An 18,922-nucleotide genomic window follows, 5' to 3' on the forward strand; every position below is an offset into this window, starting at 1 on the left:
TTGCGTCAGGCGCTAAGACGAAAACGCGAAACCGCCTGCAATAAAAGATCGGATTGCTTATGCAGCCGTTCAGAGGCATCCGACGCGTCAGACACCAGCATGTCGGTCTGACGGGAAACCTGATTCAGCGCCTGAAGCTGCCGCGTCATCTGATGAATGCTCTCCCCCTGGCTCAGGGTCGCGACCGAGATCTCATTCAGCAGACTGCTTAAATTAGCCACCAGCCCGATCACCTGCTGCAGATTATCTTCCAGCAGGTTAACGGCCCGGGAACCGTCTTCGATGCCCTGCAAAGAGTGATTGATCAGTGCCTGAATAGTCTGCGTCGAGTGGCTGCTCTTTCTGGCCAGCAGCCCCACTTCCCGGGCGACAACGGCGAACCCGCGCCCGTGGTTCCCCGCATGGGCAGCCTCGATGGCCGCATTCAGTGCCAGAATGTTGGTCTGAAACGCCACGCTGTCGATCATAGCCACGATCCCGCGCATCTCTGACGATCGGTCAACGATCGCCTGCATGGAGGCATTGACGGTTGTCATCATCCGATCGCCACCCGCGGCTACCTGGCGCGCCTCGTCCGCCCGTGAGCTGGCGAGTTTTGCATAACCTGTATTCCCTTCCACGTGGTTTTCCAGCGCGGCAATGTGTGTCGTCACATCCTCAAGCTCTTTCGCCTGACGAGCCGATTGCAGATACAGCTTCTGGTTGCCCTGCGCCAGCGAGCCTATATTTTCGACCATTGCGTGGGTGGCATTGCTGACCTGGGTCACCAGTTCCTGCAGTCCGTGCTGCAGGGTGGAAACACTGTCGCTCAACTGTCCGATCTCCTTGTTAAAGCGCAGCACGCCTGGCGGTGTACCGGACAGGTCTCCTGCCGCCAGCTGGTTAATGTGAGCAATCAACCGACGCAGCGGCGTAATGACCCAGCGGGACATGCCGAACCACACCAGAATGGCGATGGCAAGTAGCAGAACCGGTGCAATCAGGAAGAGCGTTTGCAGGCCAGAGAGTTGCGCCATCAGACTCTGGCGGCCCTGCATCGCCTGCTTCTCGCTGGCCTGCTGATAGCGGGCATAGTTTTCGTTGAAGTCAGTCTGGAAAGCCTGGGCAGGTACGGCAAAAAAGGCGTCGATCGTGTTGGTCTTGATGAGCCCTTCCGCCTGCTCCTTGATGGCACCGTAGAAAAGCTGGTAGCTGGTGATCAGGGCATCATCTTTTGGCGGATTGAGCGCCAGCCAGGCGTTCCAGGCCTGCTGAGAAACCGTCAGCGACGCCTGAGCTTCGTCCATCAGGCTGTGCCAGCTTCCTTCAGAGCCGGTCTCTTTATCCTGCATAAACCAGACGCCGGAGCGGTTAAGCAGATCGCTTGCTGCCAGCAGAGACACGCGGGCCAGATCCAGTTTGCTCTGTTGCTGGTATGCCAGCAGATTTTGCTGCTCGTTGCGCTGAGCATCTTTCAGGGAAGCATTGAGCAAAAATGAAGAGGAGAGTTGCAGTGCGGAGAAAAGACCAATAATACAGAAAATACCGGTCAGCAGGCCAAACTGACGAGGGATGAGGCGCTGCGCAATACGGCGAAAAATTTGCGTTAGGTTCATAATTTTCTTCAGTAACAAGACGTTAGACGCGTGCGAGTCTACGAAACGAAAATGACAGAACCATTGCAGGAAAATGACAACGGCCTTCGTGCTGAAGGCCGTTATCGGAGAGCGAACTAGACTCTGTTCTTCCATACCGTCTGCACGTTACAGAACTCGTGCAGACCGAAGTGGGAAAGCTCACGACCAAAACCGCTCTTCTTCACGCCGCCAAAGGCCACGCGCGCATCGCTGGCGCTGAAACCATTGATGAACACCCCACCGCACTCCAGCTCACGGGAGAATTTCTCCGCCAGCGTATCGTTCGCGGTAAAGACGGTTGCGGACAGACCAAAGTCGCTGTCGTTAGCCAGCAGCAACGCGTGCTCCGCGTCTTTCGCAACGCTAACCGCCGCAACCGGACCAAACAGCTCCTGACGAAATGCCGTCATGCTGGCAGTGACATTCCCCAGCACGGTCGGTGCATAGTAGTTACCTTCACCGGCGACTTTCTCCCCGCCAAGCAGCAGCGTGGCGCCTTCGGCCAGCGTGGCCTGCACCTGCTGATGCAGTTCATCGCGCAGGTCAAATCGCGCCATCGGGCCAATAAAGTTTTCTTCGCTATCCGGCGTCCCCATCTTCAGGGCTGCCGTCGCCTCGACAAAGCGCTGGGTGAAAGCATCAGCGATGCCCTCTTCCACAATAAAGCGCTTAGCGGCGGCGCAAACCTGTCCGGTATTCTGATAACGTCCGGCCACGGCTGCTTTCACCGCCAGATCCAAATCAGCATCATTGAGCACAATAAACGGATCTGAACCGCCCAGCTCCAGGACGCATTTCTTGAGTGCTGCCCCCGCCTGCGCACCGATCGCCGCCCCCGCGCGCACGCTGCCGGTTACGGTTACAGCGGCAATACGACGGTCGTTGATCGCCTGGCTCACGCCCTCATTCGTGGCATTCACCCAGCCAAAGACACCCTGCGGAAAACCGGCGTCAGCAAATACCTGCGCAATAAGGTCAGCCGAGCCGAGTACGTTTGGCGCGTGCTTGAGCAGATAGCTGTTCCCGGCCAGCAGGATGGGTACCGCGCCACGCAGTACCTGCCAGAGCGGGAAGTTCCACGGCATGACGGCAAGAACAGGTCCCAGCGGCCGGTATTCAATCACCGCGTTCTGGTTTTCTACCAGGGTCGGTTCAGGCTGCAGCATTGCCGGGCCGTGTTCCGCATACCAGTCGCAGAGGCTGGCGGATTTTGCCACTTCAGCACGCGCCTGCAAAATAGGTTTGCCCATCTCACGGGAGATCATTCGTGCCATCTCGTCTGCACGGTTGCGCAGCGCGCTGGCGAGATCGCGCAGCTTCTGCGCCCGGTCTGAAACGCTTACGCGTCTCCACTGACGAAAACCGGCATCAGCCTGCGCAATTGCGCGTTCAACGTCGTCGGTGCTCGCCCACGGATACGCCGCGAGCGTCTCGCCGGTGGCTGGGTTAACAGAGAGGGCATGTGTAGCAGAGGAATAAGTCATGATGGTCTCCACGTAATAACGGTTGATTCATTGTGGCGCACTCTGCTATTTCTTAAAAATGAATAATACTAACCACCTTGTTCACAAATCGAGAATGGCATGGACTTAACTCAGCTTGAAATGTTTAACGCCGTGGCGCTCACCGGCAGCATCACCCAGGCGGCGCAAAAGGTGCATCGCGTTCCGTCGAACCTGACCACCCGCATCCGCCAGCTGGAGGCCGATCTTGGCGTTGAGCTGTTTATTCGTGAGAACCAGCGTTTACGTTTATCCCCTGCCGGGCATAACTTCCTGCGCTACAGCAAGCAGATCCTGGCGCTGGTCGATGAAGCACGAATGGTCGTCGCCGGTGATGAACCGCAGGGATTATTTGCGCTTGGTGCGCTGGAGAGTACCGCCGCCGTGCGTATTCCGGAAAGCCTGGCGCAGTTTAACCAGCGCTACCCACGTATCCAGTTTGCCCTCTCTACCGGGCCGTCCGGCACAATGATTGACGGCGTACTGGAGGGAACCTTAAGCGCCGCGTTTGTCGACGGCCCCCTTTCGCATCCGGAACTGGAAGGCATGCCGGTTTACCGGGAAGAGATGATGCTGGTCACGCCCGCCGGGCATGCAGAAGTGGCACGCGCCACGCAGGTAAGCGGCAGTGACGTCTACGCCTTTCGCGCAAACTGTTCGTATCGCCGACATCTGGAAAGCTGGTTTCACGCCGACAGAGCCACGCCCGGGCGTATTCATGAGATGGAGTCTTATCACGGCATGCTCGCCTGCGTCATCGCGGGCGCCGGTATCGCGCTGATGCCTCGTTCGATGCTGGAAAGTATGCCAGGCCACCATCAGGTGGAAGCCTGGCCGCTGGCAGAAAACTGGCGCTGGCTCACCACCTGGCTGGTCTGGCGCCGCGGGGCTATGACCCGCCCGCTGGAGGCTTTTATAGCGCTGCTAAACGAACGTCAACCACCAGTGCCTTCTCCATAAAGAGGCTCAGCGGGTCATCAACATACGGCGGAAACGCCGGACGTTGCTCATAGCCGCACTGCTCATACAGACGGACGGCGGCATGTTGCCGGATGCCCGTCTCCAGGCGAAGCGTGTGGCAGTGACGGCTCAGGGCTTCATCTTCCAGCGCCGCCAGCAGCATCTCGCCGAGATGTTGCCCGCGATGAGCCGGATCGATATACACCCGTTTCATTTCACCGGTCCCGTCGCCGTTGAGCACCACGGCACCACACCCGACGGCATGAAGCTGCCGGTCCCGAATAATCATCAGGATCAGCGAGGCTGTCGGCAGTTCGGTCAGATCGAGCAGGTGGTTACTTTCAGCGGGATAGAGTTCGCTCTGATAGCGGTCAAGCGCGGCAATCAGATGCAAAATATCAGGGTGATGTGCAGATTCAGCGGTAATGGAATACATGGCGGGCTCCTTGTTGTTTTTATTTCAACATAGCGCAGCCCTGCACACGTGCTTCATACCGTTAACTTATATCAGCATTGCCGTTCAGGCTGACGAGGGTATCCCTTAGCCAGCGTTGTCCGGCGTGGTTATGGCTGCGTTCATGCCAGATAAGACTGACGTCAAACGTCTCTTTCAGCCAGGGGAGTTCCACCACGGTGAGCGGGTTAACGGTTCCCATAATCAATCGTCGGGGCACAAGTGCTACCAGATGGCTCATCTGCACCATGCCGGGAACAAACAGAAATGATGCCGCAGACACCGCAACCTTACGTTGCAACCCTGACTCCGCCAGCATGACATCGAGCGGCGTGGTAAAACCGCCTCCCGAGGGGGACACGATAATATGCTCAAGTTTTGCGAACGCTTCCATTGTCAGTTGGTCGTTCAGTTCAGGATGCTGAGGGCGCCCGATAAGCACGTACGATTCGTCATAAAGATGTTGCGTTCTGAGCTGCGCCTGCGCAGGGTCTGGCGTGGCTATGGCAGCATCAACATCGCCTGAGCTCAGTTGATGGGCCAGCTGATGCGGATCGTAATTCCTGACAGCAATACGCACGCCGGGGGCAATCTCTTGCAGGGTCACAATCAGCGGCATAATGACCGCGGCCTGCACGTAATCAGTACAGGCCAGAGAGACCGTTAGCGAATCGTGCAGCGGATCAAAGTCCTCATGTGATTGCAGCTTATCCCGTATTTTTGCCAGCGCCCCGCCAAGCGTCGCCATCAGCTCAAGAGCTTTGGGGGTTGGCGTCATCCCCCTGCGCCCCGGGATCAATAACGGATCGTTAAACATCCCCCTCAACCGGTTAAGCTGCGCGCTGACGGCAGGCTGGCTAAGACAAAGCCGGCTGGCGGCCCTGGTGACATTTTGCTCCGCGACCAGCGCTTCCAGAGTCAGCAGCAGGTTTACGTCAGGCTTTTTGGTATTCATAGGATGGATATCATGTAAGAAATAAATCGATTTCACGCTCGCCGCCCGCATTCCGATAATGCACTACCGCAACAACACAGAGCGAGAATGAAATGTCGTATGATAAAAAACCACTCATAACAGTTTTTGGTGCCACCAGTAAACAAGGACGTAGCGTAACCAGAACCCTGCTGCAAAGTGGGCGCTATCGGGTGCGCGCCTTAACGCAAAACACGGACTCTCCTGCGGCGAAACAGCTGGCGGAACGGGGTGCTGAACTGAGACAAATCACCCTTCAGACAGGCAATGATGCGCATCTGATCGGGGCGTTTGCCGAGTCAGACGGGGCGTTTCTGATGACACCAGGTTTCATCCCCGTATCGACGCAGATGCCAACGGGTGAAACGGCGCTGGGTTACAGGCTTGCAGATGCCGCCGTCAACGCCGGCGTAAAACACCTTGTCTTCAGCAGTCTGGAAAACGTCGAGAGAATAACGGCCGGAACTCTATGGGCTCCTCATTTCAGCGATAAGGGCCGAATTGAGGAGTACATCCGCACACTCCCCGTCAGCGCGTCGTTTATTCAACTGGCGTTCTTTTACACCAATCTGGCCGAATATTATCCGCCGCGTAAAGAAGGCGACGAGCTGATCTTTCCCCTCTATCTCCCGGAAGACGTTCGGGCGCCCTTTGTCGACCCGCTCACGGCGACCGGCCCTGCGGTGCTTGAGATGTTCGATAACCCCGAACACTACAACGGCATGACGTTACCCGTTGTCGGTGAGTGTCTTTCGCCGCGTGAGATGGTGGAAACCTTCACGGAGGTCACCGGCATAAAAGCCCGGTATCGCTCAGCCTACACGCGAGAAGCACTCCTTCACCACTTCCCCGATTTCGCAGACAACGCGGCACTGGTCAGTGAAATTACCGGCATGACGGAATATGCCGTGAACTACGGCTATTACGGAAAAGACCGGGATCTTACCTGGAGCAGAACCATAAACCCTGCCACCTTAACGTGGCGTGAATTTCTGATTACGTCTGGCTGGCAGGGGGAAAAACGCACGTTTGATTAACGCAAGCCACCGTCATTCCCAATGATGAAATGACGGTGGCCCATTCCTGGCTTACATCGCCTGGCGTAGATAGATATGCCCTTTCAGATACAGGGTGGCCTGACCGCCGATTAACACCCGGTCCCCCGCCAGTTCACAGCGTAAATCCCCGCCCCGTCGCGAGACCTGGCGCGCGTTCAGCACGGTTTTGCCCAGCTTTTCGCTCCAGTAGGGAATCAACATGCTGTGAGTGGACCCCGTGACCGGATCTTCCGGCACCCCTTCTCCCGGACAGAAGAAGCGGCTGACGAAGTCATATTCATCGCCCGGTGCCGTGACGCAGACCATCTTATCCAGCGGAATCATTGCTGAGATATCCGGCGTAAGGGCCTCTACCTGCTGCTGGTTCTCCAGCACCACCATGTAGTCGCGCCCGACACGCACCTCTTTTGCCCGCTCAATGCCCAGCGCGCTCAACAGCAGCGCTGGCGGATTATCGACGACCTCCGTCGGCCAGGCCGGGAAGTTGAGCGTCAGCCAGTCACCGCTGCGTTTTACCGTCAGCTCGCCGACGAAACGGGTGGTGAAGGTGATTTCCGTGTGTGGATAATCAAGGTATTCGAAAATGACATGCGATGCCGCCAGTGTGGCATGTCCACACAGGTTAATTTCGTCAAGGGTAGTGAACCAGCGCAGCTCGAATCCGCCGTCAGTGCGTACGAAAAAGGCCGTCTCAGACTGATTGTGCTGTTGCGCCATGTTGAGCAGCGTCTCGTCCGGCAGCCACTCTTCCAGGGGGCAAACCGCCGCTGCGTTGCCGCCAAACGCCCTGTCGCTGAAGGCATCGACCAAATAGAAATCAATTTCCTGCATTGTCTTTTCCTCTTTTGTTATGGTTATTTAGCGCAGAAAGACGGTGCCTTTCAGATAAAGCGAGGCCTGCCCGCTCATCAGCACACGTGAACCTTTCAGTTCGCAGCGCATATCACCGCCACGAGCCGACACCTGGCGGGCAAACATCGCTGTTTTACCCAGTTTTTCACTCCAGTAGGGAATAAGCATTGTATGCGCGGATCCGGTGACCGGATCTTCCCAGACGGCAACTCCCGGTGAGAAAAAGCGGCTCACAAAATCATAATCCCCCTCTCCCCGCGCCGTCACGCTGACCTTATGTTCGCCAGGCGTCATTGCCGAGATATTCGGCGCAAGCGCCTCAACCTGCTGGCGGTTTTCCAGAACCACCACCCAGGCTCGCCCCTTACGGGCTTCTACGTAATGGCCGATCCCCAGCGCCGCAAGCATCGCCGGCGGGGGCGTCTCTTCCTGCGTCGGGCATGCCGGGAAGTCCAGCGTCATCCAGTCCCCTTCCCGGCTAACCGTCAGTTGGCCAGAGGCGGTATCAAAGTGGATACGCGGGTCAGGATAGTTGAGTTCATTAAACAGGACGTACGCGGCTGCCAGTGTGGCATGTCCGCAAAGGTTGACTTCGGTAAGGGTGGTAAACCAGCGTAACTCAATTCCCGCTTTACTGCAGACGAAAAACGCCGTTTCCGACTGATTATGCTGCTGTGCCATTCTGAGCAGTGTCTCATCAGGCAACCATGCGTCTAACGGGCACACGGCCGCCGGGTTTCCACCAAAAGAGGCATTGCTGAACGCATCTACCAGATAAAAATCAATCTCCTGCATTGTCTTACCGCCTGTTTTTGTTGTGATGTTCTTTTATATTCAATGAAAACCATGCCCCCGGCTACCGCTTTTACCAGGTTAATTTTGAGATCTGCATCACATAATGGTTGAGTTTTCGCCTGTTGACGTTTTAAGATCGTCTCCTCTTCTTTTCAGCAACGAATCTCCGACATCGCTATGACAACGAACACAGTTACCCGCAGAGTCGCGTGGCTACGAGTGGTCACGCTGGCAATTGCCGCGTTTATTTTTAATACCACAGAATTTGTTCCGGTTGGGCTGTTGTCTGACATCGCTGAAAGTTTCCAGATGGAAACCGCGCAGGTGGGCATTATGTTGACCATCTATGCCTGGGTGGTGGCACTGATGTCACTGCCGTTTATGCTGATGACCAGCCAGATGGAACGGCGAAAGCTGCTGATCGGGCTGTTTGCTCTGTTTATCGTCAGCCACGTCCTGTCGTTTCTGGCGTGGAACTTTACGGTGCTGGTCATCAGCCGCGTCGGTATCGCCTTTGCCCATGCCGTGTTCTGGTCGATCACCGCGTCACTGGCCATCCGCCTGGCACCTGCGGGAAAACGCGCGCAGGCATTGAGCCTGATAGCCACCGGCACGGCACTGGCTATGGTCCTGGGCCTGCCGATTGGCCGTATCGTTGGGCAATACTTTGGCTGGCGAACCACGTTCTTCGCTATCGGCATGGGGGCAATGATCACCCTGGTCTGCCTGATTAAACTGCTGCCGAAGCTGCCAAGCGAACACTCCGGCTCGCTGAAAAGCCTGCCGCTGTTAATGCGTCGTCCGGCATTGCTGAGTATCTATCTGCTGACGGTCATTGTGGTCACGGCACATTACACCGCCTACAGCTATATCGAGCCGTTCGTTCAGGTCGTGGCCGGCTTTAGCGCCAACTTTGCCACCGTTCTGCTGTTGATCCTGGGGGGCGCGGGCATTATTGGTAGTATTCTGTTTGGTAAGCTCGGCAATCAGCACGCGTCGGCGCTGGTCAGCAGCGCCATTGGTTTACTGCTGGCGTGCCTGGTGTTACTCATGCCAGCAGCGGGCAGCGAGGGTCATCTGGCCGTCCTGAGCCTGTTCTGGGGAGTGGCGATCATGATTATCGGTCTGGGTATGCAGGTGAAGGTGCTGGCCCTCGCGCCGGACGCAACGGATGTGGCGATGTCACTGTTCTCGGGGATTTTCAATCTCGGTATTGGCGCGGGCGCGCTTCTGGGAAATCAGATTAGCCTTCACGTGTCGATGTCGGCGATTGGCTATCTGGGTGCCATTCCGGCACTGGTGGCGCTCATCTGGTCCCTGCTCATCTTCCGTAAATGGCCGGTCGCACTGGAAGAACAGGCCCATCACAGGTAGACCGCAGTCAACGTAAAACGGCAACCGAGGTTGCCGTTTTGCATTACCGGGCGGGTGATTAATGGTACGTCTTAATAATCTCCAGCACGCCGTTGATAATAAACTGCACGCCCATACACACCAGTAAGAAGCCCATCAGGCGGGAAATCGCCTCAATACCGCCCTTACCGACCCAGCGCATGATCGCGCCTGAACTGCGCAAGGATGCCCATACGATGATACCAATCAGTGCAAAAATCAGCGGGGGCGCAACCGTGATGACCCAGTCCGGGAAGGTCGAACCATCCCGCACCGTTGACGCGGAGCTGATGATCATCGCAATCGTTCCTGGCCCCGCCGTACTGGGCATCGCCAGCGGGACAAAAGCAATATTCGCGCTGGGCTCGGTTTCCAGCTCTTCGGATTTGCTTTTGGCCTCAGGTGACTCATGCGCTTTCTGCGCAGGGAACAGCATACGGAACCCGATGAAGGCGACAATCAGTCCGCCGGCAATACGCAGACCCGGGATAGAGATTCCGAAGGTGTTCATCACCAGTTGTCCTGCGTAGTAAGCCACCATCATGATGGCAAACACATAGACCGAGGCCATCATCGACTGATGGTTACGCTCGGCGCTGTTCATGTTCCCTGCCAGCCCCAGGAAGAGCGCAACCGTCGTTAGCGGGTTAGCCAACGGCAGCAATACCACCAGCCCCAGACCAATTGCTTTAATCAAATCCAACATAGTGCGTCGTTGTCCTTATCCATGTTTATCACCGCAATTATAGGGTGAAAGTGTGACGTTCAGCCATTCGCTCAACGTAACGATTATTTACGGTCATTAACGATAACCCTTCGTTATCTATTTGAATTGAAAGCATGCAAAAAAAGTTCATGAAACGTTTTAGCAATTCGTGGCATCCGCTGATCCATTCAGTTGACTTATACTTGCCTGAGCAATAATATCTGCCGTGACTAAACTACTTGCCAGGGCAACCATTGTGAAAAGCACCAGTGATCTCTTTAACGACATTATTCCGCTGGGTCGTCTTATTCATATGGTTAACCAGAAAAAAGATCGCCTGCTCAATGACTATCTGTCACCGCTGGATATCACCGCCACGCAGTTCAAAGTGCTGTGCTCCATTCGCTGCGAAGTGTGTATCACGCCGGTTGAGCTGAAAAAGGTGCTCTCTGTCGATCTGGGTGCGCTAACCCGCATGCTCGATCGTCTCGTTTGCAAAGGATGGATAGAACGAAGCCCTAACCCGAATGACAAACGCGGCGTCCTGGTGAAACTCACCAGCGATGGCGCGGCGATGTGCGAGCAATGTCATCAACTAGTAGGACAAACACTGCATCAGGAACTAACAAAAAACTTAACGGCAGATGAAGTGGCAACGCTTGAGCTTTTGCTTAAGAAAATACTGCCGTAAACAGAAAAAGAGGTATGACGATGTCCAGACGCAATACTGACGCTATTACTATTCATAGCATTTTGGACTGGATCGAAGATAACCTGGAATCGCCGCTCTCCCTTGAAAAAGTGTCAGAGCGTTCAGGTTACTCCAAATGGCACCTGCAACGGATGTTCAAAAAAGAGACCGGCCATTCATTAGGTCAATATATTCGCAGCCGCAAGCTGACGGAAATTGCCCAGAAGCTGAAAGAAAGCAATGAGCCGATCCTTTATCTGGCGGAACGTTACGGTTTTGAATCACAGCAAACCCTGACGCGTACGTTTAAGAACTACTTCGACGTGCCGCCTCACAAATACCGTATTACCAGCGTGCCGGGTGAATCCCGATACCTGTATCCACTAAAACATTGTAGTTAATCATCGCCTGTAAAGACGTAACCGAGGAAATCATGAAAGTTACAGCCTCCGCCGCCCTCGCCTTGCTGGTGCTGTTTTCCAGCCAGACCTTCGCGGAGCAAACCCCTCGTGCAACGCAGCAAAATAATCGTGATACGATGATTTTGCCGTCAGCACATGACCAGTCACCTTATGACTTCAACCACATGGGTGCTGGTAGTGACAAATCCGACGAGTTAGGCGTGCCTTATTATAATCAGCACAGCTTCTGATTCGTTTTTGCCCCGCGGATGCGGGGCTTTTTTTATGCCTATCCTCTTGCCCGCGTTACCCGACGCACGCGCAAACCAAACACGTTGATGTACAGCCCGGCCATGATCAGCACGGCCCCCAGCAGCTGCAGCGCACTCAGCTTTTCATCGAGCAACAGCGCGGCGCTGGCCAACCCTACCACCGGAACCAGCAGGGATAACGGCGCAACGCGCCAGGTTTCGTAGCGACCCAGCAGCGATCCCCAGATCCCATAACCAATAATGGTGGCCACAAACGCCAGGTAGATCAGCGATAAAATGGTGGTGAGATCGATTTCCACCAGGCTTTTCAGCATCACGTCCGGCCCATCAAAAATGAGCGCCGCAACCATAAACGGAACAATGGGGATCAAGGCGCTCCAGACCACCAGCGACATCACCTTCGGGCGCGCCTCATGCTGCATAATCAGCTTGTTGAAGATATTCCCGCAGGCCCAGCTCAGTCCCGCCGCCAGCGTTAACATAAAGCCCAGTAACGCCACGTGCTGCCCGTTCAGGCTGGCTTCTATCAGCACCAGCACGCCGAACACCGCAAGGGTGATCCCCGCCAGCTGTTTACCCTGCAAACGCTCGCCAAAGACAAACGCCCCGAGAATGATGGTAAAGAACGCCTGAGCCTGTAACACCAGAGAAGCCAGACCGGCGGGCATCCCGAACTTAATGGCGCAGAACAGAAACGCGAACTGGCCAAAGCTGATGGTCAGGCCGTATCCCAGTAAGAGTCTGAACGGAATTTTCGGGCGCGCGACAAAGAAGAGCGCCGGGAAAGCCACCAGCAGAAAACGCAAACCGGCCAGCATGAGTGGGGGCATGTTATGCAACCCAAGCTTGATGACCACAAAATTCAGACCCCATACGATAACCACCAGCAACGCCAGCAGCCCGTCTTTTCGCGTCATACTCTGCCCCTGAATAATTAAATTTTTGTAAACACTTCAAGGTAACGAAAAAAACATGCCACGAGAAGATCATTATTTCTGGCAGTCAACTGAAGCACTTACGGATAAATTAGGTGCTATACAAGCCCCTTATGTCGTGATACTCCTGATATATACCTAAAATAATACACGTTGCAGGATGGCGGCGAGCAAGCGCGGCCAGAATCTCTGCGGCTCAAAAAACCAAACGCAATTGTCAGGCAGGAATATGAAACCATCACTCAGGCGCTCAACCGCAGCGCTGCTGGCGTCGTCGTTATTATTAACCATTGGTCGTGGGGCAACGCTGCCGTTTATGACCATCTATCTCACGCGTGTATTTAATATGAGCGTCGAGAATATTGGTTATGCCCTGACCATTGCGCTTACCGTCGGTGTGGTATTCAGTATGGGGTTTGGCATCCTCGCCGATAAGTTTGATAAAAAGCGCTACATGCTGATGTCTATCGTCGCCTTTATTGCCGGGTTTGTTGCTATCCCGCTGGTGGATAACGTCACGCTGGTGGTGCTCTTCTTTTCCCTGATTAACTGCGCCTATTCGGTGTTTTCAACGGTGCTGAAGGCCTGGTTTGCCGATGTGCTGACCTCGAGTCAAAAAGCGCGCGTTTTCTCGCTAAACTATAGCTTCCTGAACATTGGCTGGACGATCGGGCCGCCGGTGGGCACCTTACTGGTGATGTACAGCCTGCAGCTGCCGTTCTGGCTGGCCGCTTTTTGTGCCGCACTGCCGCTCGGTTTTATCCATTTCTTCGTGCAAAAAAGCGTTGCGCTCGATGCCACCGAAGAGAAAATGCCGTGGCAACCGTCAGTACTGCTTAAAGACCGCGCCCTCTTCTGGTACACCCTTTCCGGCCTGCTGGCGTCGTATGTGGGCGGGTCATTCGCCAGCTGTATTTCGCAGTACGTGCTGGCTGCGAATGCCGACAGCAACTTTGCGCAAAACGTGGTCGCCGTGGTGCTGCCGGTGAATGCTGCGGTGGTCGTCACCCTGCAATACGTTATCGGTCGCAAGATCTCCGCCACCAATATACGTCCGCTGATGACGGTGGGAACACTCTTCTTCGTCCTGGGTCTGGGCGGTTTTATGCTCTCCGGGGAAAACCTGGTCTACTGGGGCATTGCGGCAGCGGTGTTTACGCTGGGTGAGATTATCTATGCACCGGGCGAATATATGCTGATCGACAATATTGCCCCGCCGGGTATGAAAGCGAGTTATTTCTCTGCACAGGCGCTGGGCTGGCTTGGGGCGGCGGCAAACCCGATGATCACCGGTATTATCCTTACCAACCTGCCGCACTGGTCATTGTTTGCGATCATGATGGTTGCCATCGTGATTGCCTGGCTGATGATTTTGCGCGGAATGAGCGTGAAGGCGTGGTGCGAAATGCCGAAAGTGGCTTAAGTCCTCGACGCCGGGCGGCATGACGCCCACCCGGCATCGGGCAGGCCATTAATGGTGCAGCATCTCGTCGACCACCTGCTGTTTGTACATTTCGTTCGGGTAGTACGTCGGCCAGTTATCCATCTCTTTTAGCAGCGCCTCGTGGGAGGTGTTGCCCATAAAGATATGGAAATGGGAAGAGGCTTTTGGGGCGATGGTATGGTCGCTGAACTGGACAAACTTCGGCGCCTTGCTGTCCGGATCTTTACACTCGAACAGATAGCGAACCCCTTTCTTACCTGATGCATAAGTCAGGATCTTATAGCCGCTGTAATCATACTGGCAGCGACTGATAGCCTTACCTTTGTGGAATTCCATCACGTTGTTTTCGATGCCGATAGCCTCAACGTCCGTCGCATACCCTGTGCGATAGTAAGCTTTCACCTCGTCGAAGGATTTTTTATCCTTCTGCGCTTTCTGTTTAAAAACCGGATCCAGCGCGCCATCGAGCAAAAACGGATAGACGGATTGCCATGTCCCATCCCAGTCAGACAGCTTTCTGTCTTTGACGTCTTTATCCTCAAAGACGCCGTTCGCCGCCTTCTGTTCCGCTTCCGTCATCTGATGACCATGCGAATGGGCAAACAGCTGACCGCTTACCAGCAGCGCCCCCAGAGTCATTGCAAATTTGCCAATATGTGCAGCCAAAACAAACTCCTCACTCCGTTTTATAAGAATGAGGATGTTATAATATAACATTTTAAATCGCAACCAGTCCGCGAACGCCCTCTTGTTCCATTGTATCGCCCCGTCCACGCTGAATGATGGTCCCGCGCGACATCAGCAGATAGCTGTCGGCAAGTTCAGCGGCGAAATCGTAAAACTGCTCTACGAGCAGGATTGCCATATCCCCTCTGTCCGCCAGCTTGCGGATCACCAGGCCTATCTCTTTGATTACCGACGGCTGAATACCTTCCGTGGGTTCATCGAGGATTAACAGCTGTGGCCGGCTCGCCAGGGCGCGACCAATCGCCAGCTGTTGCTGCTGACCGCCGGAGAGATCGCCTCCACGACGATGCTTCATCTCTTTAAGCACCGGGAACAACTGCCAGATATCCTCCGGGACGCGCTTTGCGTCGCGGGCGGGGAAGCGTGACAGCCCGAGCAACAGATTCTCCTCGACCGTTAAGCGTGGAAAAATCTCACGCCCCTGCGGAACATAGGCCACACCGGACTGCACGCGCTGGTGCGGTTTGCTGTGGGTGATTTTTTTTCCCTGCCAGATAATGTCTCCTGTTTTTACCGGGATCAGGCCCATCAGACACTTGAGCAGCGTGGTTTTCCCCACCCCGTTGCGCCCCAGCAGACAGGTCACTTCACCGGTCGCCGCTTCAAAACTTACCCCGCGCAGAATATGACTGCCGCCGTAATACTGATTCAGTTCATTCACCTGTAACATGACGGCTCCTTAGCGTCCCAGATAGACTTCTATGACCTGCTCATTCGCCTGTACCTGGCGAAGTGACCCCTCCGCCAGCACGCGTCCCTGGTGCAGTACCGTCACGTGATCGGCAATGGTTTCGACAAAGCCCATATCATGCTCGACCACCATCAGGGAGTGTTTGCCCGCAAGGGTTCTGAACAGCTCAGCCGTATAGTCGGTCTCCGCGTCGGTCATTCCGGCCGCCGGTTCATCCAGCAACAGCAGATGCGGGTCCTGCACCAGCAGCATGCCAATCTCCAGAAACTGCTTTTGCCCGTGCGAAAGCAGCCCGGCGCGGCGATTGCGCTCACCGCCAAGCCGCAGCAAGAGCAGCATCTCGTCAATACGGTCCCGCTGCTCGCCGTTGAGTCTGGCCCGCAGGCTCGCCCAGACGGATTTGTCGGTTTTCATCGCAATCTCAAGGTTTTCCCACACCGTGAGCGCTTCAAAGACCGTGGGCTTCTGGAACTTACGTCCGATGCCCCGGCGGGCAATCTCGGCGGGTTCGAGCGCCGTCAGGTCGATGGACTGATCGTACAGCGCTATGCCGCTTTTAGGCCGCGTCTTGCCGGTAATCACGTCCATTAATGTCGTTTTTCCCGCACCGTTTGGGCCAATCACGCAGCGCAATTCACCCACGCCAATGTTCAGTGAGAGGTCCGTCAGCGCCTGAAAACCATCGAAATTCACGTTGATGGCTTCAAGTTGCAGTACCGGATCGGTCTGGTCGCGATAGCGATCCCCGGGTAACTGGCGGGTAAATAATTCTTCGGCTGGCTGCATTAGTGTTCTCCCTTACGAAACAGACCGTAGACACCGCGTGGTAAAAACAGCGTCACGGCGATGAATATCAGCCCCAGAAACAGCTGCCAGTATTCCGGCAGGGCAACGGTAAAGACGCTCTTCGCACCGTTCACCAGCGCCGCGCCTATTACCGGGCCGACCAGCGTGCCGCGCCCCCCCAGCGCAACCCAGATGGCCGCTTCAATTGAGTTGGTTGGCGACATTTCACCCGGGTTGATAATGCCCACCTGCGGCACATACAGTGCGCCAGCCAGACCGCAGAGTACGGCTGAAAGTGTCCACACCAGCAGCTTGAAACCGCGGGGATCGTACCCGCAAAACGTCAGGCGGTTTTCGGCGTCACGCACCGCGGTCAGAATGCGACCGAACTTACTTTTCGCCAGTGCGAAGCCTGTGCCCAGCGCTATCAGCAACAGCATCACGGTAGCCAGAAACAGCGCGATACGGGTGGTGGTCGCGGTAACGGAGAACCCGAGCAGCGTGGTAAAACCGGTAAAGCCGTTATTCCCGCCAAAGCCGGTTTCATTGCGAAAGAACAGCAACATCCCCGCGTACGTCAGCGCCTGGGTCATGATCGAAAAATAGACCCCTTTGATTTTTGAGCGAAAGGCAAACCAGCCAAACACCAGCGCCAGCAGCCCCGGTACCATCACAATTAATACCAGAGCCCAGACAAAGTGCTGCGTCCCCCACCAGAACCATGGCAGTTCGCTCCAGGAGAGAAACGACATAAACGCGGGCAGCCCGTCACCCGCTGCCTGGCGCATCAGGTACATGCCCATCGCATAGCCGCCCAACGCGAAGAAGATACCGTGGCCCAGGGAGAGCATTCCGGCATAGCCCCACACCAGATCGAGCGCCACGGCGACAATGGCATAGCAGAGGATCTTACCCGTGAGCGTGAGCATCCAGGTCGAAATCGCCAGCGGATGCGTCGCGGGCAGTAAGGCGAAAAACGGTAAAATCAGCAGGCAGGCCACGATCAGGCTACCGGCTATCTGCGTCGTGCGTGGCGCTTTGCGCGCCAGCGTTAAGGTAAGCGGCTGGCTCATCAGTCAGTAACCCTCCCTTTCAGTGCGAATAACCCCTGCGGACGTTTCTGAATAAACAGAATAATCGCCACCAGGATCAGGATCTTGCCCAATACTGCCCCCATTTGCGGTTCGAGAATTTTATTAAAGATCCCCAGCCCAAACGCCGCGGCCACGCTACCTGCCAGTTGACCCACCCCGCCAAGCACCACCACGAGGAACGAGTCGATGATGTAACCCTGGCCCAGTTCTGGCCCAACGTTGCCTAACTGCGATAACGCCACGCCCCCCAGACCCGCAATCCCCGAGCCAAGCCCAAAGGCCAGCATATCGACGCGACCTGTCGGTACCCCGCAGCAGGCTGCCATGCTGCGATTTTGCGTCACTGCGCGCACGTTCAGTCCAAGACGGGTTTTGTTCAGAATGAGCCACGTGAAGAACAGCACCAGCAGCACAAAACCCAGTACCACAATGCGGTTCCACGGCAGCGTCAGATTGGCAAACACCTGCACGCCACCGGACAGCCATGCCGGGTTTGCCACCTCCAGGTTCTGGGCGCCAAACGTCATGCGTACCAGCTGAATAATCATCAGGCTGATACCCCATGTCGCCAGCAGCGTTTCCAGCGGTCGGCCATACAAATGACGAATAACGGTACGCTCAAGCACCATCCCGATGCTGGCGGTCACAATAAACGCCACCGGCAGCGCAACGATCGGGTAGAGCGCCAGCCACTGTGGGGCGAAGCCGGCCATCACCTGCTGAACCATCCAGGTGGCGTACGCGCCCAGCATCAGCATCTCCCCGTGAGCCATGTTAATCACCCCCAGCAGGCCGTAGGTAATTGCCAGCCCCAGCGCGGCGAGCAACAGTACCGACCCCAGCGAGAGCCCCATAAACGCCTGACCAAGCAGATCGCCCCACATCAGGCGATGCTCAATCTGTTTCAGACTTTCGGCAGCGGCAGCACGCACGCCGGCATCCGGCTCCGATCCTGCCTGCGTATACGGCATCAGCCGGGACTGAACGTCCGGATCGTCTGATTGCCCTAACAGCGCCACAGCGTTCAGGCGCACCGCAGCCTGCGGACTTGCCAGCTGGAGGTTCGCCAGCGCCAGCATCAGCGACTGACGGGCCACATCATCCGTTTCGCTGCTCACCCGTTTTTGCAGGAAATCGAGCATTTCAGGCTGCGCATCCCGCTGGAGTTGACGAGCTGCCGCACGCCTTACCGTGACACTGTCACTCAAAAGTTGATGGGTTGCCATTGCCGTCGCCACCAGATTGCGCAGCCGGTTGGTCAGACGCACGGCTTTGGTTTGGCCTGCCGCGGCTTTTGTTTCACCCAGGGGAACCATTGCCCCCTGGCGTTGTGCAAACGCATGTTTCTGGCTGTCGGTGTAGAGACTTTCACTCTGCAGCGCCTGGAGCAGCGGCAACCGTGCCGCCTCCGGCGCGGTTGCCCACTGCGTCAACAGTTCTGCCTGCTGGCTGCGACTGGCGGCCACGAATTGGTCGGCATCCGATGCCTGCACCATCCCTGGCAGCAGTCCGGTAAGCCACACAATAGCGATGATCGTGCGTATGGCGTTCAT

20 protein-coding genes are annotated in these 18,922 nt (G+C 55.9%); 7 read left to right on the plus strand and 13 right to left on the minus strand.

What is annotated here, in order from left to right:
• Positions 1–5 precede the first annotated feature (5 nt).
• Together AM410_RS19410 and sad are read right to left on the minus strand one after the other, a co-directional pair.
• On the minus strand, positions 6–1,595 hold the full coding sequence (locus tag AM410_RS19410) for a methyl-accepting chemotaxis protein (protein WP_040017476.1): 1,590 nt from the start codon (positions 1,593–1,595) through the stop codon (positions 6–8).
• A 116-nt stretch (positions 1,596–1,711) separates the two neighbouring features.
• Positions 1,712–3,100, minus strand: coding sequence for a succinate-semialdehyde dehydrogenase (gene sad, locus AM410_RS19415; RefSeq protein WP_108648279.1), 1,389 nt, complete (start codon positions 3,098–3,100; stop codon positions 1,712–1,714).
• Between the two features lie 99 nt (positions 3,101–3,199).
• Between sad and ptrR the strand changes: the two genes are divergently transcribed.
• Positions 3,200–4,078 carry a putrescine utilization regulator PtrR gene (ptrR, locus tag AM410_RS19420; RefSeq protein WP_014170051.1) on the plus strand — a complete coding sequence of 293 codons (879 nt, stop codon included), beginning with the start codon at positions 3,200–3,202 and terminating at the stop codon, positions 4,076–4,078.
• On the opposite strand, the gene AM410_RS19425 is transcribed toward ptrR, so the two are convergent.
• Together AM410_RS19425 and AM410_RS19430 are read right to left on the minus strand one after the other, a co-directional pair.
• Complete coding sequence (locus AM410_RS19425; protein ID WP_014170050.1) at positions 4,032–4,514, minus strand: GNAT family N-acetyltransferase; 483 nt, start codon at positions 4,512–4,514, stop codon at positions 4,032–4,034. The two genes, ptrR and AM410_RS19425, sit on opposite strands and share 47 nt — an antisense overlap.
• 61 nt (positions 4,515–4,575) lie before the next feature.
• Positions 4,576–5,487 carry a LysR family transcriptional regulator gene (locus tag AM410_RS19430; RefSeq protein WP_236900096.1) on the minus strand — a complete coding sequence of 304 codons (912 nt, stop codon included), beginning with the start codon at positions 5,485–5,487 and terminating at the stop codon, positions 4,576–4,578.
• Positions 5,488–5,579: 92 nt separating this feature from the next.
• Between AM410_RS19430 and AM410_RS19435 the strand changes: the two genes are divergently transcribed.
• Positions 5,580–6,542 carry an NmrA/HSCARG family protein gene (locus AM410_RS19435; protein ID WP_020884154.1) on the plus strand — a complete coding sequence of 321 codons (963 nt, stop codon included), beginning with the start codon at positions 5,580–5,582 and terminating at the stop codon, positions 6,540–6,542.
• A 51-nt stretch (positions 6,543–6,593) separates the two neighbouring features.
• Here AM410_RS19435 and AM410_RS19440 read toward each other — a convergent pair whose 3' ends face one another.
• Both AM410_RS19440 and AM410_RS19445 read right to left on the minus strand, forming a co-directional pair.
• Entirely contained in the window at positions 6,594–7,394 is an 801-nt protein-coding gene (locus tag AM410_RS19440; protein ID WP_108648283.1) for a PhzF family phenazine biosynthesis protein, read from the minus strand.
• A gap of 27 nt (positions 7,395–7,421) precedes the next feature.
• Positions 7,422–8,210: a PhzF family phenazine biosynthesis protein gene (locus AM410_RS19445; RefSeq protein WP_020884156.1), complete on the minus strand. Its 789-nt coding sequence runs from the start codon at positions 8,208–8,210 to the stop codon at positions 7,422–7,424.
• 177 nt (positions 8,211–8,387) lie between these two features.
• On the opposite strand from AM410_RS19445, the gene AM410_RS19450 reads away from it, so the two are divergent.
• On the plus strand, positions 8,388–9,584 hold the full coding sequence (locus AM410_RS19450) for a sugar transporter (RefSeq protein ID WP_108648285.1): 1,197 nt from the start codon (positions 8,388–8,390) through the stop codon (positions 9,582–9,584).
• A gap of 58 nt (positions 9,585–9,642) precedes the next feature.
• On the opposite strand, the gene AM410_RS19455 is transcribed toward AM410_RS19450, so the two are convergent.
• On the minus strand, positions 9,643–10,308 hold the full coding sequence (locus AM410_RS19455; protein WP_014170045.1) for a MarC family NAAT transporter: 666 nt from the start codon (positions 10,306–10,308) through the stop codon (positions 9,643–9,645).
• 256 nt (positions 10,309–10,564) lie between these two features.
• Here AM410_RS19455 and marR point away from each other — a divergent pair, with 256 nt between their 5' ends.
• The 3 genes from marR to marB are packed head-to-tail and all read left to right on the plus strand — an operon-like array spanning position 10,565 to position 11,651.
• Positions 10,565–10,999, plus strand: coding sequence for a multiple antibiotic resistance transcriptional regulator MarR (gene marR, locus AM410_RS19460; RefSeq protein ID WP_020884159.1), 435 nt, complete (start codon positions 10,565–10,567; stop codon positions 10,997–10,999).
• 20 nt (positions 11,000–11,019) lie between these two features.
• Complete coding sequence (marA, locus tag AM410_RS19465) at positions 11,020–11,400, plus strand: MDR efflux pump AcrAB transcriptional activator MarA (protein ID WP_008502237.1); 381 nt, start codon at positions 11,020–11,022, stop codon at positions 11,398–11,400.
• 32 nt (positions 11,401–11,432) lie between these two features.
• Entirely contained in the window at positions 11,433–11,651 is a 219-nt protein-coding gene (gene marB, locus AM410_RS19470) for a multiple antibiotic resistance protein MarB (protein WP_014170042.1), read from the plus strand.
• Positions 11,652–11,689: 38 nt separating this feature from the next.
• Here the strand turns inward: marB and eamA are convergent, their stop codons facing one another.
• Positions 11,690–12,589, minus strand: coding sequence for an O-acetylserine/cysteine exporter (gene eamA, locus AM410_RS19475; protein ID WP_020884160.1), 900 nt, complete (start codon positions 12,587–12,589; stop codon positions 11,690–11,692).
• Between the two features lie 247 nt (positions 12,590–12,836).
• Between eamA and ydeE the strand changes: the two genes are divergently transcribed.
• A complete protein-coding gene (gene ydeE / locus AM410_RS19480) occupies positions 12,837–14,030 on the plus strand; it encodes an efflux MFS transporter YdeE (protein ID WP_063924953.1) in 1,194 nt (397 codons plus the stop codon).
• Between the two features lie 48 nt (positions 14,031–14,078).
• Here the strand turns inward: ydeE and zinT are convergent, their stop codons facing one another.
• Genes zinT through urtB form a run of 5 tightly spaced genes read right to left on the minus strand, consistent with a single transcriptional unit; the run spans position 14,079 to position 18,922 of the window.
• Positions 14,079–14,717, minus strand: coding sequence for a metal-binding protein ZinT (gene zinT / locus AM410_RS19485; protein ID WP_041162947.1), 639 nt, complete (start codon positions 14,715–14,717; stop codon positions 14,079–14,081).
• A 52-nt stretch (positions 14,718–14,769) separates the two neighbouring features.
• Positions 14,770–15,468: an urea ABC transporter ATP-binding subunit UrtE gene (gene urtE / locus AM410_RS19490; RefSeq protein WP_014170038.1), complete on the minus strand. Its 699-nt coding sequence runs from the start codon at positions 15,466–15,468 to the stop codon at positions 14,770–14,772.
• 9 nt (positions 15,469–15,477) lie between these two features.
• Positions 15,478–16,275, minus strand: a complete 798-nt coding sequence (gene urtD, locus AM410_RS19495) for an urea ABC transporter ATP-binding protein UrtD (protein ID WP_108648288.1) — start codon at positions 16,273–16,275, stop codon at positions 15,478–15,480.
• On the minus strand, positions 16,275–17,348 hold the full coding sequence (gene urtC / locus AM410_RS19500; protein WP_032678138.1) for an urea ABC transporter permease subunit UrtC: 1,074 nt from the start codon (positions 17,346–17,348) through the stop codon (positions 16,275–16,277). The genes urtD and urtC overlap by 1 nt, the downstream gene beginning before the upstream one ends.
• A complete protein-coding gene (urtB, locus tag AM410_RS19505; RefSeq protein ID WP_108648290.1) occupies positions 17,348–18,922 on the minus strand; it encodes an urea ABC transporter permease subunit UrtB in 1,575 nt (524 codons plus the stop codon). Before urtB ends, urtC begins: the two co-directional genes overlap by 1 nt.

The sequence above is a fragment of the Enterobacter cloacae complex sp. FDA-CDC-AR_0164 genome (genome assembly GCF_003071645.1).
GTDB lineage: Bacteria > Pseudomonadota > Gammaproteobacteria > Enterobacterales > Enterobacteriaceae > Enterobacter > Enterobacter ludwigii.

Bases quoted from the DNA above. Each gene is read 5' to 3' on its own strand.
- urtC (WP_032678138.1), bottom strand. From the start codon at position 17,348: ATGAGCCAGCCGCTTACCTTAACGCTGGCGCGCAAAGCGCCACGCACG.
- ydeE (WP_063924953.1), top strand. From the start codon at position 12,837: ATGAAACCATCACTCAGGCGCTCAACCGCAGCGCTGCTGGCGTCGTCG.
- AM410_RS19440 (WP_108648283.1), bottom strand. From the start codon at position 7,394: ATGCAGGAAATTGATTTCTATTTGGTCGATGCCTTCAGCGACAGGGCG.
- marA (WP_008502237.1), top strand. From the start codon at position 11,020: ATGTCCAGACGCAATACTGACGCTATTACTATTCATAGCATTTTGGAC.
- AM410_RS19445 (WP_020884156.1), bottom strand. From the start codon at position 8,210: ATGCAGGAGATTGATTTTTATCTGGTAGATGCGTTCAGCAATGCCTCT.
- ptrR (WP_014170051.1), top strand. From the start codon at position 3,200: ATGGACTTAACTCAGCTTGAAATGTTTAACGCCGTGGCGCTCACCGGC.
- AM410_RS19450 (WP_108648285.1), top strand. From the start codon at position 8,388: ATGACAACGAACACAGTTACCCGCAGAGTCGCGTGGCTACGAGTGGTC.
- urtE (WP_014170038.1), bottom strand. From the start codon at position 15,468: ATGTTACAGGTGAATGAACTGAATCAGTATTACGGCGGCAGTCATATT.
- AM410_RS19410 (WP_040017476.1), bottom strand. From the start codon at position 1,595: ATGAACCTAACGCAAATTTTTCGCCGTATTGCGCAGCGCCTCATCCCT.
- eamA (WP_020884160.1), bottom strand. From the start codon at position 12,589: ATGACGCGAAAAGACGGGCTGCTGGCGTTGCTGGTGGTTATCGTATGG.
- AM410_RS19430 (WP_236900096.1), bottom strand. From the start codon at position 5,487: ATGAATACCAAAAAGCCTGACGTAAACCTGCTGCTGACTCTGGAAGCG.
- urtD (WP_108648288.1), bottom strand. From the start codon at position 16,275: ATGCAGCCAGCCGAAGAATTATTTACCCGCCAGTTACCCGGGGATCGC.
- sad (WP_108648279.1), bottom strand. From the start codon at position 3,100: ATGACTTATTCCTCTGCTACACATGCCCTCTCTGTTAACCCAGCCACC.
- AM410_RS19455 (WP_014170045.1), bottom strand. From the start codon at position 10,308: ATGTTGGATTTGATTAAAGCAATTGGTCTGGGGCTGGTGGTATTGCTG.
- marB (WP_014170042.1), top strand. From the start codon at position 11,433: ATGAAAGTTACAGCCTCCGCCGCCCTCGCCTTGCTGGTGCTGTTTTCC.
- AM410_RS19435 (WP_020884154.1), top strand. From the start codon at position 5,580: ATGTCGTATGATAAAAAACCACTCATAACAGTTTTTGGTGCCACCAGT.
- AM410_RS19425 (WP_014170050.1), bottom strand. From the start codon at position 4,514: ATGTATTCCATTACCGCTGAATCTGCACATCACCCTGATATTTTGCAT.
- urtB (WP_108648290.1), bottom strand. From the start codon at position 18,922: ATGAACGCCATACGCACGATCATCGCTATTGTGTGGCTTACCGGACTG.